Below are 16,098 nucleotides of genomic sequence, written 5' to 3' on the forward strand. Positions count from 1 at the left end.
ATTATATGGAGAAAGCGATGTTCAGATAAATTCAACTAATAACCAAAACTGTGGGAGCACCTTTACCTTATAGATAAAAACAGCGACAATACGCAGCGCATGTCAAACTGAAGTACAAACTCGACGATGACCCACGAATACCAAGACCTTATCACCATTTTCAATGACACCTTTTTAGACCAATTTAATACGAAATTGGAGTTAGGTGGTGATGAGCCTATTTATCTTCCTGCTGATGATGAGCATCCTCATCATCGGATTATTTTTGCTCGGGGTTTTTATGCCTCCGCATTACACGAAATCTCGCATTGGTGTGTGGCAGGGCCAGAGCGTCGTTTGCTGGAAGATTTTGGCTATTGGTATGAACCCGATGGGCGCACGGCAGAAGTTCAAGCGGAGTTTGAGAAAGTTGAAGTGCGTCCGCAAGCTTATGAATGGATTCTGGCACAAAGTGCTGGCTTCCCTTTTACGGTGAGTTGTGACAATCTACACGGCGATTTTGAACCAGATAGGCTCGGCTTTATGCAGAAAGTGCATAAAGAAGTGTTAGGTATTTTGGAAGCTGGCTTGCCTTTGCGAGTGAAAATGCTTTCGGATGCTCTGCGTGCGTTTTACCAAACCAAGCCGCTGGAAGCGTCAGACTTTTGCGTTAAATAACCTCAAATAACCTCAGAGATACACCATGATTATTGAATTTGAAGAAAAACTACTGGAACTGATTGATGCTCGAATTGAAACAGCATCTGACGATGAATTGTTTGCTGGTGGTTATCTACGTGGTCACATCTCTTTGTCTGCGGCATCTTGTGAAGAAGAAGGCATTAGCGATATTACTGAGCTGAAGTCACGCATTGAGAGCAGTTTGGAAGACGCTCGTACCGAGTTAAGCCCAGCTGATCGCGCGATCGTCAGTGACTTGTGGCAAGAACTGCAGGCTCAGGCTTAATCTCCGAACGTCGTTCTCCATTTATTAGTCCAAATCATTTACTACTTCGAAAAATTCGAACCTCTCCATAAAATTTTTGTGGTTGTAGCGAAACTGTTCAACTTTTATTCTGGTTAGCATAAAACGTGAACAAAGGATTACAACCATGAAAATTGTCGCATTTGGTGCTTCTACCAGCTCTACCTCAATCAACAAATTACTTGCTACATACGCAGCAAACCAAGTCGAAGACGCTCAAGTGAACGTTTTAGACTTAAACAATTATCAAGTACCGATGTTTAGCGAAGACAAAGAGAAAGAAATTGGTCAAGCTGAAGGTGCAGTCGCATTTTTACGTGATTTGGCTGAGGCTGACGCTATTGTTGTTTCCTTCGCAGAGCATAACGGTTCATACCCAGCAGCGTATAAAAACCTATTTGATTGGGCGACGCGCATTGAGCGCAACGTATTCCAAAACAAGCCAGTCGTTTACTTAGCAACTTCTCCTGGTCCGGGTGGCGCACAGAGCGTTCTTGCAGCGGCAACAGGTTCCGCGCAATTTTTCGGAGCAGATGTGAAAGCATCGCTATCTGTGCCGAGCTTCTACGAGAACTTTGACGTGGAGTCTGGTGAGGCGGTAAATCCGGAAGTGGCAGAACAAGTGAAACGGGCAATTGCACGGCTGAAGTAATTTCAACACGAGTGACTTAATGAGTTAGTGATTCCCGACACATATTTGCGTCGGGAATGTAAACGAGAGGATACTCTTACAGCTCAGTAATGGCTTTGCCTTTTCTTAGTTTACGAACCCACATTCGACTTGGATGAAGTTCGGTCAATACATCAACAGGTAATGGCAGCGGGTCCCCACAGATTTGCGAGGCCAACACTTCAGCTAACAATGGTGCAGAGCTCAGCCCACGAGATCCTAAACCTAAGAAGCAGAATAGGTTAGTGAACTGATGAACGGTTTCTACCTCTTCTGCTTTTTGATTTTGTAAGTTGGCGTATTGCGTTTTTATCGTCTCAAAGTCACCCACATTTCCGACAAATGGTAAGTGATCTCGGCTCACGCAGCGAATACCTTGGCGAGATCGATTGCCACTGATATCTACCTCTTTTGGCCATTCTTGGTTCGGTACGCACTTAACTAATTTTTCTGCGTTATCCTTCTGAGCGTTTTCATCAAATTCGTAGTCTAGGTGACAGCGATCGTAGCTTGCGCCTATGCACAGGTGCTGATTGTTTGGGTTAACAGGCGTCATGTAGCCGTCGTAACACAATACCGTTTTCAATTGACTCAGCGTTTCGGTTGCCGGAGCATGACTGACTTGCCCTTTCACCTGTCCCATCGGCAGGGAAGCGGTTTGGCTCAATGTTTGGAACTCATGGCCATTCGCAACCACAACGGTTGAGTGCTCAAATGTTTGACCATTGACCGTTAGTGTCCAAAGCTGATGGTCTTCATCCCAATTTAATGCTTCAACGTGATGTTCAAACTTCGTTGAGAGTAACGATGTCTGTTCTAATTGTTTGATTAACCCACGCGTTAGCTCGGCAGGGCACAACCACCCTCCCATAGGATAGTGCACAGACGACATATCGATAGGTAATCCGATAGTATTCGCAGTTTCCTCGGCGGACAGTTTTTGAATCAATTCAGAAGGAAAATTACCCGCAAGCATCTTTTCCAGCTTATCAGCAGATTTTTCATCCCACATTAGCTGAGTTACACCACACCAATCGTGATCGAATGTAACCGACTTCGCAGCTTGTTCAATAAATTGTCTTGCAAACAAAAATGCAGGCGCAAACACACGCGAAACACCAGTATGAGGACCGTTCAACAAGGGATACACGGCCCCTTGACGATTACCCGACGCTCCTTCGGCTGGTTGAGTGTCTTTACAGTAAAGCGTGACGTTTTGGCCACGACGAACCAACGTTTTCGCTAACGCCGCGCTGGCTATACCACCACCAATGATAGCAATCGAATCAAGATTGCTAGATGCTGTGCGATTGAACCAAGGGAGATGGTTCGACTGCTTTTCACGTTGTTCCATCGAACCTGCGATCATTTCTCGCTTGGTGCCAAAGCCTTTGACTTTTTTCATTGCAAAGCCTGCTTCGTTCAATCCTCGACGCACAAAGCCCGCTGCGGTAAAAGTGGCAACTGTACAGTCTTGCTTGGCTAACTTAGCCATGTTGTTGAACAGATTTTGGTTCCACATTTCTGGGTTTTTACTTGGCGCGAATCCATCTAAAAACCAAGCGTCAATCAAACCTTGCTCGTTGTATGGGACTTGCGGCATGCAGTCTTTGATGTCGCCAAACCAAAGGTCGAGTGTAATTGCGCCATCTTCAAGCACAATGCGGTGACACTCAGGTACGGCGACAGGGTAGTGCTTTTGTAACTTTTCCGCGTACTCAGCTAGCTCAGGCCAAGCTTCATGCGCCTTCTTTAAATCCGCTTGGCTTAGCGGGTATTTTTCAAAGCTAATAAAATGCAGCTCTTTCAATGCTGCGTCTGGATGCTGACGACGAAACTCACTAAACCACTGGCATACTGCTAAGAAGTTTAATCCCGTGCCAAATCCTGTTTCACCAATGACAAAACGTCTTTGGTCAAATTCCTGCCATCTTTCTGGGAGATGATTTTGTTTTAAGAAAACGTAGCGTGTCTCTTCAAGACCGTTTACGTTAGAGAAGTAAACATCATCAAATTGGTCTGAAACCGGAGTACCAGCTTCGTTCCAACCAAGTTCTGCGTTTTTTATTGAAGTCATAATGGTGCAAATTTGTGATTTGGCGCGGTAAGAATGGGGCGATTGTACGAATTTATGGGAAAGCTGACCACTTTTGTTGACTATCTTAGTTATCATCTAGCGGATTTTTGAATTATAGGAATGTCATAATGAAACGAGTCGTAATCACCGGTATGGGTATTGTTTCAAGTATCGGTAACAACGTCGAAGAAGTTCTAGCGTCTCTTAAAGCGGGCAAATCTGGCATCACTGCATCTGAGCAGTTCAAAGAACACGGTCTTCGTTCGCAAGTATGGGGTGACCTAAAAATCAACCCGGCGGAACACATCGACCGTAAGCAGATGCGCTTTATGGGTGATGCGGCTGCTTATGCATACCTATCAATGGAGCAGGCAATCGCAGACGCTGGTCTTACAGAGGATCAGGTTTCAAACGATCGTACCGGTATCGTTGCGGGTTCTGGCGGTGCTTCTGCATACAACCAAACGGTAGCGACAGACACGATGCGCGCAAAAGGCGTAAAACGAGTTGGCCCTTACATGGTTCCTCGTACTATGTCTTCTACGGTTTCCGCTTGTCTTGCTACGCCATTTAAGATTCGTGGTGTGAACTACTCAATGAGCTCTGCATGTGCTACCTCTGCACACTGTATCGGTCACGCGATGGAGCTTATTCAACTTGGTAAACAAGACATTGTTTTTGCGGGTGGCGGTGAAGAGCTTGATTGGTCTCAAACCATGATGTTTGACGCCATGGGTGCGCTGTCAACGAAATACAACGACACTCCAGACAAAGCATCTCGTACGTATGATGCGGACCGTGATGGTTTCGTTATCTCTGGCGGTGGCGGCATGCTGGTTATCGAAGAACTTGAGCACGCTCTAGCACGTGGCGCGAAAATCTACGGTGAGATCGTAGGTTACGGTGCGACTTCAGATGGCTACGACATGGTAGCACCATCAGGAGAAGGCGCGATCCGTTGTATGAAGATGGCGATGCAAGACGTTGACGGTGTGGATTACATCAACACGCACGGCACGTCGACACCAGTTGGTGACGTGAAAGAGCTTGGTGCGATCCAACAATTGTTTGGTGAGAACAGCCCAGCAATCTCTGCAACAAAAGCAATGACTGGTCACGCACTAGGCGCCGCTGGTGTGCACGAAGCGATTTACTCAACACTTATGCTAGACAAAAACTTCATTGCTCCAAGCATCAATATTGAAAACTTGGACGAAGCAGCTCAAGGTCTGGACATCGTGACAGAAGCACGTGATGCAGAGTTAACAACCGTAATGTCAAACAGCTTTGGCTTTGGCGGCACAAACGCAACTTTGGTTATTAAAAAGTACCAAGGTTAACTGAATTTGTTGGCGCGCCACGTGAGTGAGAACAGCGTCAACAATCCAGTTTCCAGAGCTTGATCAGTCACACTGATCGAACAGACGCAGACTCTATCCCATGGAGAGCGGGATAGGATCCTTTTGTTCTGGAACTTTGCCCGGCTATTTAGCCGGGCTTTTTCTTTTCTCAATTTCTGCTTTTTACGTTGCTTCCCGTTAAACGATTTCTTTGGAGCCAATCTCCTTGAGGTTTATTAGGGTTATTTCTTGAGATTTTTCGGGAAAAGGGCACAATCGTTTTAGTTTCGCATCTTGCGAATAAACGAACTCATACAAATGGATGTTAAAACGCTGGCGCTATGAAAATTATTGTTGATGAAAATATGCCGTACGCTGAAGAGCTATTCAGCCAACTCGGTGAAGTGATTCTAAAACCAGGTCGTACACTGACGGCTGATGATTTAGTGGATGTTGATGCCCTAATGATTCGCTCGGTAACCAAAGTGAATGCCGATCTAATCAGCAAAGCAAACAAGCTAAAGTTTGTTGGTACCGCAACAGCAGGTATGGATCATGTCGACCAAGCGCTTTTAAAAGAGAAAGGTATATTCTTCACCGCTGCGCCGGGTTGTAACAAAGTGGGTGTGGCGGAGTATGCGTTCAGCGTAATGATGGTGCTCGCTCAGCAACAAGGCTTCTCGGTATTTGACAAGACGGTAGGTATTATTGGTGCAGGCCAAGTAGGTAGCTACCTAGAGAAATGTTTGAAAGGCATGGGGATTAAAGTTCTCATCAATGACCCATTCAAACAAGAGGCTGGTGATCCTCGTAGCTTTACTCCGTTGACAGAACTGATTGAAAGCTCAGACATCATTACACTACATACGCCAATCACCAAAGATGGCCCATATCCAACTTATCATTTAATTGATGAAACGGTTTTAAACTCGCTTCGTGGTGATCAGATTTTGATTAACGCCGCGCGAGGTCCAATCGTTGATAACGAGGCATTGAAGCAACGTCTTTTGAAAAACGACGGTTTTACCGCAGCGCTTGACGTATTTGAATTTGAACCAGAGGTTGATATGGAGCTTCTGCCTCTGCTAGCATTCGCAACCCCTCACGTTGCAGGCTACGGCTTGGAAGGGAAAGCTCGCGGTACGACGATGATTTTCAACAGCTACTGTGAGTTCTTAAATAACGAATTACGTGCGCATGCCAGCGATTTACTGCCAACCGCGCCTGTTCCAACTATGGTATTGGACAGAGCTTGGGATGAAGCAACACTGCATAACATCACGCAGTTAATCTATGATGTGCGTAGAGATGACGCTCTTTTCCGTCGTGAGATCAGTAAGCCAGGCGCTTTTGACCTGATGCGTAAAAACTACTGGGATCGCCGTGAATACAGCGCTGTCACGCTAGTGGGTAACAAAACATGTAACCTTGCTCCATTAGCAGAACTAGGTTTTCAGATTGAGGTAAGTCAATGAGCCAGCAATATAATGTTGCCATTTTAGGTGCGACCGGTGCGGTCGGTGAAACAATTTTAGAAGTGCTTCAAGAACGTAAATTCCCAGTGGGTGACATTCACTTATTGGCAAGTGAGCGTAGCGAAGGCAAGACTTATCGCTTTAATGGCAAAACGGTTCGTGTACAGAACGTTGAAGAGTTTGATTGGTCTCAAGCTCATATTGCGTTGTTCTCTGCTGGTGGTGAACTATCTGAAAAATGGGCGCCAATCGCGGCAGATGAAGGTGTTATCGTTATCGACAACACTTCACACTTCCGTTATGAGTACGACATTCCTCTTGTTGTGCCAGAAGTAAACCCAGAAGCGATTGCAGAGTTTCGTAACCGTAACATCATCGCGAACCCAAACTGTTCGACCATTCAAATGCTGGTGGCACTAAAACCAATTCACGATGCAGTGGGTATTGAGCGTATTAACGTATCTACATACCAATCCGTATCTGGTGCGGGTAAAGCGGGCATTGACGAACTAGCAGGTCAAACGGCTAAGCTTCTAAACGGTCTGCCAGCGGATAAGAAGCAATTCTCTCAACAGATTGCGTTTAACTGTATTCCGCAAATCGATCAGATGATGGAAAATGGCTACACCAAAGAAGAAATGAAAATGGTGTGGGAAACACAGAAGATCTTTAACGATCCATCAATCACAGTAAACCCAACGTGTGTGCGTGTGCCGGTATTCTATGGTCATGCTGAAGCGCTTCACATTGAGACTCGCTCTCCAATCGATGCACAAGAAGTTGTTAACTTGCTTGAGCAAACAGAAGGCATTGAAGTCTTCCACGGTGATGACTTCCCGACACAAGTGCGTGATGCGGGCGGTAAAGATCATGTTATGGTTGGTCGAATCCGCAACGATATCAGCCACCACAGTGGTGTAAACTTGTGGGTTGTGGCGGATAACGTGCGTAAAGGCGCAGCAACTAACGCGGTACAAATCGCTGAAGTTCTGATCCGCGATTACTACTAAGTCACTTACCAGTTCATTTCAAAGCCTCGCACTGTGCGAGGCTTTTTTGTACGAACGGAACAAAATAGTGTGAGATTAGTACGAATATGGCGAGAGCCACACATTTTTTATTCTCAACGCTATAGTTTTGCATGTGATATCCGATATATTTAACCGATCACCATTTCAAATTGTATTTAGCACAAAACTGAGCCTTCTATGCGTCAAAATTATAAGCGTTTGTTAGCAGCCCTTGTGTTGATGAGCGCGACTCAGACATCATCAGTGGTTCAAGCCGAAGGAATTCGTCTTGTTGGACCGTCTGGTGAAGTGCAATCATCTCCGAGCTATGCTGAAGATATTGAGCGAGCATTACCTGCTCCTCCTGCAAATACTCAGCCGTCACGTTTCTTTGGTCCGACTGGTGAAAATCAAACACTATGGTCGATCGCTTCAGAATTACGACCTTCACGCGGTGTTACCGTTCAACAAACGCTTCTTGCCATTTATCGAATTAACCCTCAAGCGTTTGAGAACCAAAACATTCATGAGTTGATTCCAGGGAGTCGACTACGAGTACCGTCTCTAGAGCAAGTGCAAAGCGCGACTACAGAGCAAGCTGTTGCGATTATGAAGGCGCACGAGGCTAAGTTAAAACAGCCGAAGCCGACAAATAGAGCCACGCCAGCGCAACGCGTCACCGAGCAACCAAAGCCACAAATAAAAGTAGAACCCAAGCCTGTTGCTCCTAAACCAGAAATCACTGTAGCTGCGGAACCAAAACCGGTTCAAAAAACAATACCAGTTATTCCTGCGCCACCTGTGAACACCTCTCCGCAGGGTGAAAAGCAGGTCAGTGCGTTAAAAGACAAACTTCAAGGCTCACAAAGTGAATTAGAGTCATTGGAAGAGAAGAACCATCGTCTTCGCTTAATGTTGTCAGAAGTGCAAAGCGAAGTTGAAACCTTGAAAAATGAGCTGAATGACGAAGAACGCATTCGCTCGGAAGTCGAGAAACTGCTTGCTGAAGAGCGCCAGCGCCTTGCTGAGCAACAACGCATACAGCCAAGTACGATTGACAAGATTTTGTCTAATGGTTGGCTTGTCGGCTTAGCGGCGCTTATTCCAGGTGCATTGCTGGCACTATTGGTTGTGATGTTGCTTGGTCGCCGTTCTAAAAACAAAGAGGAAGAGCCTGCTGCGCAATCGCAGCAGGAAACCGATCCATTAGCTGCGCCAATTGGTTTAGCGGCGACGGACGAGCTGGATGAAGAACTCACACTTGATGATGAGTTGTTCGCAGATGAAGATATTAATACTCAGGCTACACAAGAAGAGAAGCCAGATTTAGAAGAAGACGTCTTTGCCAACCTTGACGATGAAGAACTGGATTTCAACTTAGAAGGGGACGATGACCCATTTGCGGGTATCGGTGATGACGGCGACCTGGATGTTGGTCTGGATGAGTTTGAGTCATCGAACAATGGTATCCAAGTTAACGGCGAAGAAAAAGCGCTTGGTTTAGAAGAGATGGAGCGAGCCTTAGATGAGGTTGCTCCAGAACTAGAAGTGCTCGATGACGATGAGGCTGGCTTCGATCTTTCAGATGATACGAACGAGAAAGCAGACTCGCTTTCAGAAGACGCATTTGCGGAACTACTTGCAGCAGATGAACCGTCAGAAGAGTTACCAAGTGACACTGTCGATCAGGATATGCTTGATGACTTGTTTGCGGAACTTGGCAATGACGACTTCGACCTAGATACCGATGAACCTGAACTAAAACAGCCCGTATCGGATGATGATTTTAGCGCAGGAGAGGCATCTGATGACGATATCGATAAGCTATTAGCTCAATACGAGCAGCCTGTTACTGAGTCGACAGAAGTTGAAGGTGACGCCAGCGAAGACGCCGTTCTAGATGAAAACAGTACGGACTTACTCGATGAACTGATCGATTTTGACGAAGATGAAACAGACGACGAGTTTGACCCACTGAATGAGCTAGAAGCACTCTCTGGTTTTGAAGGTGATGACTCGATTGAAGAGTTAGATGCAGATAGCACAGATTTACTGGATGAACTCATTGATGACGTCACATCCGAACTTGATGAAGAGACAGAAACTGAGACTGAGTTAGATCCGTTTGATGATCTGATTCGAGAGGACGAAAGCCCTGCACAGAATAAATCGGAAGAGGAAGAGTTACTCGCTTCACTTGGTTTTGGCGAACCAGACGGCGACGAAAAACCATCTTCAATAGCCGAGTCAGAGCCCGCTCATGAAGAGCCGGAAATTGAGTCTGGTTTGGACATCGACGCTTTATTAAGTGACAGTCAACCAGACCCACAACAAACAGCGCCAGAGCAACCATTAACCGAGCCAGAAACTGCTTCAGAGCCATTTAGCAGCGATGAGTTTCTGGGTGATTTAGAGGACCTCTCACCAGAGAACGATCCTTTAATGAGCGAGCTAGACGACTTGTTTGAGTCAGACAGTGAAGAGCTTCAGCCTACAGAGCAAGAAAAAGCGGACTTTTCTGCTGAACTGGATGCGCTATTTGATACTGAAGATGATTTAGCGCAACAACAAGTTGAAGAGCCGCAAGCTGAGATAGAGGAATCTTCGCCACAACAAGAAGAGGATGCCAATTCTAAGTCAACGCAAGGTGCATCAGTAGAGCCTGATGCTAAAGTGCCGCCTCAAGTTGAGACAGAAGAAGACGCTCCGGCGTTCACTCCGACACCAAATACAGTAGAAAATGAATTTGGTGTTCCACAAGAAGAGGATTGGCTACTGGATGAGCCTGAACTAGAAAGTGAAACTCAACCAGAACAAGAACAAAACTCGGGTAACAAAAGTGAGCCAGAAAGTTCAGAACTAGCATCAGAAACTGATTCGGCCACCAATGCAGAAGAAGAGTTCAATTTTGATGAACTCGAACTACCAGAGTTCAGTGAAGAAGATGCACTGGCATCCATGGCCGACGAACCTGCGTTTGATGAACCAGAGCCTGTCGAGCCTGAGCGCTCTGAAGTTGAGTTGGCGACTGAAGCAGAAGATGAATTCAATTTTGATGAACTCGAACTACCAGAGTTCAGCGAAGAAGACGCACTGGCGTCCATGGCAGGCGAACCTACGTTAGATGAATCAGAGTCTATCGAGCCTGAGCGCTCTGAAGCTGAGTCTGCTACTGAAGCAGAAGAGTTCGATTTCGATGAACTCGAACTGCCAGAGTTTAGTGAAGAGGATGCATTGGCGTCCATGGCGGGCGAACCTGCGTTTGATGACCCAGAGTCTATCGAGCCTGAGAGCTCTGAAGCTGAGTCGGCTACTGAAGCAGAAGAAGAGTTCGATTTCGATGAACTCGAACTGCCAGAGTTCAGTGAAGAGGATGCATTGGCTTCCATGGCCGGCGAACCTACGTTAGATGAACCAGAATCTATCGAGCCTGAGCGCTCTGAAGTTGAGTCGGCGACTGAAGCAGAAGAAGAGTTCGATTTCGATGAACTCGATCTGCCAGAGTTCAGCGAAGAGGACGCATTGGCGTCTATGGCGGGCGAACCTACGTTAGATGAACCAGAATCTATCGAGCCTGAGCGCTCTGTAGCTGAGTCGGCGACTGAAGCAGAAGAAGAGTTCGATTTTGATGAACTCGATCTACCAGAGTTCAGTGAAGAAGACGCCTTGGCATCTATGGAAGAAGAGCCAGAATTACCGAGCTCTGAGACTGTAGATGTAGAACCAATCTCCGGTGAGGATGAAGAGTTAAGTTTTGACGACCAAGATCTTCCAGAGTTCAATGAGGAAGATGTTCTCGCGTCAATGAACGAGGGTGCGCCAGAGAGCCCTAAGGTTGAAGCAGAGACATCGAGACCAGCTATTCAAGCCGATAACGATCATGATGCTTTGTTTGAAGTCTTTGCGCAGCAAAACGGTTTTGATACTGAACCAGAAGTGCAGCCAACAGCGACAGAGGGTGAGCCGCTAAGTGACTTAGATGATGAATCTTCAATGGCTAACCTTCTTGCTGAAGACGCAAGTTCAGAGGTGTTTGAAGGTCAGTTAGACAGTGACACCATCGCAAGCGCAGGTATGGATTTTGAAACCATGCTTGATGTTGGAGATGATTGGGATGGCTTTAAACCAGCTGCCGATAGCGTAAGTTCTACGGAAGATGTGCCTGAGGACCAGCGTGATGTTTGGAATTCGAGTGACGCACTAAGTCAGCCAGAGATCGCGCAAGAAAACTGGGCAGAGCAAAGCGACTTGGATGACTTTGACCCGAAGAAAAATCAATTTATGACGATTGATGAATTGATGGCTCAGGTCGATAAAGAAGGTGGTGAGTTCGAAGAGGAAGATCTGAAGCTTGATGTCGGATTGAACGAGTTTCCAGATGTTATCGGTGAGATCGGCGATGTTGACGTAGATAGCAACGCTGAAGCTGCTGGAAAACTGGACCTTGCTAAAATCTATCTCGAGATGAACGATTCTCAAGGGGCGATAAAGCTACTAGAAGAGGCGATTGTTTACGGTGAAGATGATATTCGCCGCGAAGCAAAGAGCCTGATTGATGCCATTAATGGCCGATAAATCGAAAAGGGTAGCGTTGGCTACCCTTTTTGTGTCTCGCTAGTATGATGCTACCTCTACGTCATCCTTGTTGAAACTGGCAACTTGAGGTGACTTGAGTATATACTTCCCGCCCCATTTTAGAGTTCGAAGGTTAAGATGAGAATCGCATTAGGTATCGAGTACAACGGTACAAACTACTTTGGTTGGCAGCGCCAAAGAGAAGTGAAAAGTGTCCAAGAAGAGCTAGAGAAAGCATTGTCCGTTATTGCTAATCACCCAGTTGAAGTGCAGTGTGCTGGTCGGACAGACGCTGGCGTGCATGGCACAGGACAAGTTGTGCACTTTGATACCAACGTTACTCGAAAAATGGTAGCTTGGACCATGGGCGCAAACGCGAACATGCCGAGTGATATAGCGGTTCGTTGGGCTAAGGAAGTCCCAGATGATTTCCATGCACGATTCTCAGCGACAGCGCGCCGTTATCGTTACATTATTTTCAATCATGCTTTACGGCCTGGCATCTTAAACTCTGGTGTGAGCCACTATCATGGTGAGCTCGACGAGAAAAAAATGCATGAGGCAGGGCAGTATCTGCTTGGAGAAAATGATTTTACGTCGTTTCGTGCGGCGCATTGTCAGTCTCGTAGCCCATTTCGAAACTTGATGCATCTGAACGTTACGCGCCATGGGAACTATGTGGTTATTGATATTAAAGCCAATGCGTTCGTGCATCATATGGTTCGTAACATCACGGGTAGCTTGATAAAGGTTGGACGTGGTGAAGAGAGTCCTGAATGGATCAAATGGTTGCTAGAGGCTAAAGATCGCAAACTAGCGGGTGCGACAGCGAAAGCGGAAGGTCTGTACCTGGTAGATGTAGACTATCCAGAAGAATTTGGGTTACCTGAAGTGCCGATCGGTCCACTGTTTTTGCCAGATAATTTGAACTAATTTTACAAACTTATTTCAAAATATCGGTAGTGTTTACATTGAATGTGAGCGGAAAACATACGCTATTTATGATATCAAAAATAGGTACAACCAGTTTTTTATCTACAGTAGCTGCAAGATATGGTTTAATCCGTCGGTATTATGTCGAATTTATATCTTTCGCAATGAAGCGGAAGAGTTGAGAGAAAAGGTCTTCCATGAGTTGGCTTGAAAAGATTTTAGAGAAAAGCAACCTAGTAAGTTCACGCAAAGCTTCTATCCCAGAAGGTGTGTGGACTAAATGTACCTCTTGTGAACAGGTTTTATACCATGCTGAACTAGAGCGTAACCTAGAAGTTTGTCCAAAGTGTAACCATCACATGCGCATGAAAGCGCGTCGTCGTTTGGAAACGTTTTTAGATGAAGGCAATCGAGTTGAATTAGGTTCCGAACTTGAGCCACAGGATAAACTGAAATTTAAAGATTCTAAGCGATACAAAGAGCGTATCTCTGCAGCACAAAAAAACAGCGGAGAGAAAGATGCGCTAGTTGTGATGCAAGGTGAACTGCTTGGTCTACCCCTTGTGGCGTGTGCGTTTGAATTCTCATTTATGGGCGGTTCAATGGGTTCAGTTGTTGGTGCTCGCTTCGTAAAAGCGGTGGATGCAGCAATTGAAAACAACTGTGCACTTGTTTGTTTCTCAGCAAGTGGTGGCGCTCGTATGCAAGAGGCATTGATGTCTCTTATGCAAATGGCAAAAACCAGTGCTGCGCTTGAGCGTCTATCAGAAAAAGGTCTGCCGTTTATTTCGGTTCTAACTGACCCTACAATGGGTGGTGTATCAGCAAGTTTGGCTATGTTGGGTGATATCAACATTGGTGAACCTAAGGCGCTGATTGGCTTTGCTGGTCGTCGTGTTATCGAGCAAACTGTACGTGAAGATCTTCCTGAAGGTTTCCAGCGTAGTGAGTTCCTGCTTGATCACGGTGCGATTGATATGATCGTTGACCGTCGTGAAATGCGTCAGCGTGTGGGTGGTCTAATCGCTAAGATGACTAACCACAAGTCTCCTTTGGTGGTTTCGGTTAACGAATCTCCAAATGAAGAACCATATTCTGTACCAGAAGCGGACGAAAAAGGGTAAAGTATCAACTAACATAAAAACCAAAGAATTTAATGGTTAAAGTTAGATGACCCAAAACCCAATTCCTCAAGCCACATCTTCATTAGAGATGTGGCTTGATTATTTAGCAAATATTCATTCCTCAGCAATTGATCTAGGCTTAGACCGTGTCCAAGCGGTAGCAAACAAAGCCAATCTTACCAAACCAGCTCCAACCGTAATCACCGTTGCCGGAACCAATGGCAAAGGTTCAACGTGTGCGTTAATGGAAGCTATTTTACTCGATGCTGGCTATTCAGTCGGTGTTTACAGCTCTCCGCACCTGATTCGTTACAACGAGCGTGTACGCATTAATGGCGTCGACGTTGTAGATGTAAAGCACTGTGAAGCATTCGACTATGTAGAAAAGCAGCGTGGTGATATCAGCCTTAGCCTCTTTGAATTCGGTACGCTTGCTGCGCTACGTATTTTCCAAGCAGAGAAAGTCGACGTTGTGTTGCTTGAAGTAGGACTTGGCGGCCGTCTAGACGCCACCAACGTTGTTGACCATGATGTTTCTGTTATTACGAGCTTAGCGATCGATCATGTGGATTGGCTTGGCGATGACATCAATGTCATTGGTTTTGAAAAGGCAGGCATTTACCGTCCAGGGAAGCCAGCAATTTGTGGTCAACCAACGCCACCGGCGACCGTGGCAGCTCATGCTGACGATATTGGCTCTGAGTTCTTCCAAGTTGGTATTCAGTATGATTACCAACTAACTAATAATGGTTGGAAGTGGAGCAGTGGCGCATTTGCGTTAGAGGATTTACCTGTCCCATCGTTACCGCTACAAAACGCGGCAACAGCATTGATGGCGTTGGGAGCATCGGAATTGCAAATCACTGACATAAACATTGTCAATGGCTTGAATAATGCTCGCCTGGCAGGGCGTATGCAGGTACTGCATCACGAACCTGAAATAGTCCTTGATGTCGCTCATAACCCGCACTCTGCTGAGTATTTGGTAGAGAGAGTGAAGCAACAATATCTGGGTAAGAATATCCATATTGTGGTTGCAATGCTGCATGACAAAGACATTAAAGCAACCATTGAAGCGCTAACTCCAGTTGCAACACAATGGTATCCAGCGTCGCTTACTGGACCGAGAGCGGCGACAGCTGATGAATTGTGCCAATACTTGCCTGATGGGCAAGTTCATTTTGAAAACCCTGTTGACGCCTTCGAGAGTGCGAGAAGCCACGCAAAGACAGGAGACGTTATTCTGGTGGTTGGCTCATTCCATACCGTCGGAGAGGTATTGGAACATTGGCAATCAAATAATAAATAAGTAAAGGTATTTTGATGGCAAGTAAATTCCAAAGTCGTTTAGTCGGCACCATCATTCTAGTCGCAGTCGGAGTGATTGTTCTTCCCGATGTGCTAGATGGTAAGAAACTGCACTACAAAGAAGAATTTGCCAGTATTCCTATCAAACCTGAACTTGATAGTGATGTGGAAAACTTCGAAATATTAGAGCCAGTGGAAGACGACATAGCGTTACCGGACTCTCCAGTTGAAGCGGTGGTGCAGGAGCAAGAGGGCGCCCAAGTGGCTGCTTCTGAGCCTGACCCAACGCCGATGCCTAAACCAGAGGTCATCAAACAGCCAGAGCAAGTTGAGGTGGTCACTCGTCCTGTGCAAGAAAAAAATCAATATGAAGATTCTGCTTGGATCATTCAGTTGATGGCGCTTAAGAATCACGAAAATGCGGTCGCGCTTGTCGCTGATTTGCAAAAGCGTGGCTATCAAGCCCATACAAAGAAAGAAAACGAGTTTACGAGAGTGATTGTTGGCCCTGATGTGTCAAAAAGTAAACTTGAACGACAAGTCAAGGAATTACAAAAAATTACAGGCTCAAAAGGTCAATTGCTTAAATTTAAGCCATTAAATCCATAAGAAAACGTTTGCG

Annotated in this window: 12 protein-coding genes; 11 read left to right on the forward strand and 1 reads right to left on the reverse strand. The window is 45.9% G+C overall.

Translation table 11 applies throughout. The annotated features are described in order from the left end of the window. Positions 1–126: 126 nt before the first annotated feature. The 3 genes from NL643_RS03630 (at position 127) to NL643_RS03640 (ending at position 1,616) form a co-directional block, all read left to right on the forward strand. Positions 127–657 (forward strand): elongation factor P hydroxylase, encoded by a 531-nt coding sequence (locus tag NL643_RS03630; RefSeq protein WP_012841543.1) that lies wholly within the window; start codon positions 127–129, stop codon positions 655–657. A gap of 25 nt (positions 658–682) precedes the next feature. Continuing rightward, positions 683–946 (forward strand): YfcL family protein, encoded by a 264-nt coding sequence (locus tag NL643_RS03635; protein WP_005397926.1) that lies wholly within the window; start codon positions 683–685, stop codon positions 944–946. A 145-nt stretch (positions 947–1,091) separates the two neighbouring features. Next, a complete protein-coding gene (locus tag NL643_RS03640; protein ID WP_253643912.1) occupies positions 1,092–1,616 on the forward strand; it encodes an NADPH-dependent FMN reductase in 525 nt (174 codons plus the stop codon). Between the two features lie 76 nt (positions 1,617–1,692). On the opposite strand, the gene mnmC is transcribed toward NL643_RS03640, so the two are convergent. Further along, positions 1,693–3,711: a bifunctional tRNA (5-methylaminomethyl-2-thiouridine)(34)-methyltransferase MnmD/FAD-dependent 5-carboxymethylaminomethyl-2-thiouridine(34) oxidoreductase MnmC gene (gene mnmC, locus NL643_RS03645; RefSeq protein ID WP_152811806.1), complete on the reverse strand. Its 2,019-nt coding sequence runs from the start codon at positions 3,709–3,711 to the stop codon at positions 1,693–1,695. Between the two features lie 128 nt (positions 3,712–3,839). On the opposite strand from mnmC, the gene fabB reads away from it, so the two are divergent. The 8 genes from fabB to NL643_RS03685 all read left to right on the forward strand — a co-directional run bounded on the left by fabB (position 3,840) and on the right by NL643_RS03685 (position 16,085). Beyond that, the gene (gene fabB, locus NL643_RS03650; RefSeq protein ID WP_006741726.1) at positions 3,840–5,051 is read left to right on the forward strand and encodes a beta-ketoacyl-ACP synthase I; all 1,212 of its coding nucleotides are present in this window, start codon (positions 3,840–3,842) and stop codon (positions 5,049–5,051) included. Positions 5,052–5,392: 341 nt separating this feature from the next. Continuing rightward, on the forward strand, positions 5,393–6,526 hold the full coding sequence (locus NL643_RS03655; RefSeq protein ID WP_046875557.1) for a 4-phosphoerythronate dehydrogenase: 1,134 nt from the start codon (positions 5,393–5,395) through the stop codon (positions 6,524–6,526). Continuing rightward, positions 6,523–7,536 carry an aspartate-semialdehyde dehydrogenase gene (locus tag NL643_RS03660; RefSeq protein ID WP_006741728.1) on the forward strand — a complete coding sequence of 338 codons (1,014 nt, stop codon included), beginning with the start codon at positions 6,523–6,525 and terminating at the stop codon, positions 7,534–7,536. The genes NL643_RS03655 and NL643_RS03660 overlap by 4 nt, the downstream gene beginning before the upstream one ends. Before the next feature lie 198 nt (positions 7,537–7,734). Beyond that, entirely contained in the window at positions 7,735–12,111 is a 4,377-nt protein-coding gene (locus NL643_RS03665) for a FimV/HubP family polar landmark protein (protein ID WP_253643913.1), read from the forward strand. Positions 12,112–12,249: 138 nt separating this feature from the next. Continuing rightward, positions 12,250–13,044 carry a tRNA pseudouridine(38-40) synthase TruA gene (truA, locus tag NL643_RS03670; RefSeq protein WP_005397196.1) on the forward strand — a complete coding sequence of 265 codons (795 nt, stop codon included), beginning with the start codon at positions 12,250–12,252 and terminating at the stop codon, positions 13,042–13,044. A gap of 197 nt (positions 13,045–13,241) precedes the next feature. Next, positions 13,242–14,168: an acetyl-CoA carboxylase, carboxyltransferase subunit beta gene (gene accD / locus NL643_RS03675; protein ID WP_005380583.1), complete on the forward strand. Its 927-nt coding sequence runs from the start codon at positions 13,242–13,244 to the stop codon at positions 14,166–14,168. 46 nt (positions 14,169–14,214) lie between these two features. Beyond that, complete coding sequence (folC, locus tag NL643_RS03680; RefSeq protein WP_104969670.1) at positions 14,215–15,477, forward strand: bifunctional tetrahydrofolate synthase/dihydrofolate synthase; 1,263 nt, start codon at positions 14,215–14,217, stop codon at positions 15,475–15,477. Between the two features lie 14 nt (positions 15,478–15,491). Then, positions 15,492–16,085 carry an SPOR domain-containing protein gene (locus NL643_RS03685; RefSeq protein WP_253643914.1) on the forward strand — a complete coding sequence of 198 codons (594 nt, stop codon included), beginning with the start codon at positions 15,492–15,494 and terminating at the stop codon, positions 16,083–16,085. The last annotated feature ends 13 nt before the right edge of the window (positions 16,086–16,098 follow it).

The organism is Vibrio sp. Y42_MX_L11 (genome assembly GCF_024181785.1).
Classification (GTDB): domain Bacteria; phylum Pseudomonadota; class Gammaproteobacteria; order Enterobacterales; family Vibrionaceae; genus Vibrio; species Vibrio diabolicus.

Bases quoted from the DNA above. Each gene is read 5' to 3' on its own strand.
- NL643_RS03685 (WP_253643914.1), top strand. From the start codon at position 15,492: ATGGCAAGTAAATTCCAAAGTCGTTTAGTCGGCACCATCATTCTAGTC.
- NL643_RS03635 (WP_005397926.1), top strand. From the start codon at position 683: ATGATTATTGAATTTGAAGAAAAACTACTGGAACTGATTGATGCTCGA.
- NL643_RS03655 (WP_046875557.1), top strand. From the start codon at position 5,393: ATGAAAATTATTGTTGATGAAAATATGCCGTACGCTGAAGAGCTATTC.
- folC (WP_104969670.1), top strand. From the start codon at position 14,215: ATGACCCAAAACCCAATTCCTCAAGCCACATCTTCATTAGAGATGTGG.
- NL643_RS03665 (WP_253643913.1), top strand. From the start codon at position 7,735: ATGCGTCAAAATTATAAGCGTTTGTTAGCAGCCCTTGTGTTGATGAGC.
- NL643_RS03660 (WP_006741728.1), top strand. From the start codon at position 6,523: ATGAGCCAGCAATATAATGTTGCCATTTTAGGTGCGACCGGTGCGGTC.
- accD (WP_005380583.1), top strand. From the start codon at position 13,242: ATGAGTTGGCTTGAAAAGATTTTAGAGAAAAGCAACCTAGTAAGTTCA.
- NL643_RS03630 (WP_012841543.1), top strand. From the start codon at position 127: ATGACCCACGAATACCAAGACCTTATCACCATTTTCAATGACACCTTT.
- truA (WP_005397196.1), top strand. From the start codon at position 12,250: ATGAGAATCGCATTAGGTATCGAGTACAACGGTACAAACTACTTTGGT.
- mnmC (WP_152811806.1), bottom strand. From the start codon at position 3,711: ATGACTTCAATAAAAAACGCAGAACTTGGTTGGAACGAAGCTGGTACT.
- fabB (WP_006741726.1), top strand. From the start codon at position 3,840: ATGAAACGAGTCGTAATCACCGGTATGGGTATTGTTTCAAGTATCGGT.
- NL643_RS03640 (WP_253643912.1), top strand. From the start codon at position 1,092: ATGAAAATTGTCGCATTTGGTGCTTCTACCAGCTCTACCTCAATCAAC.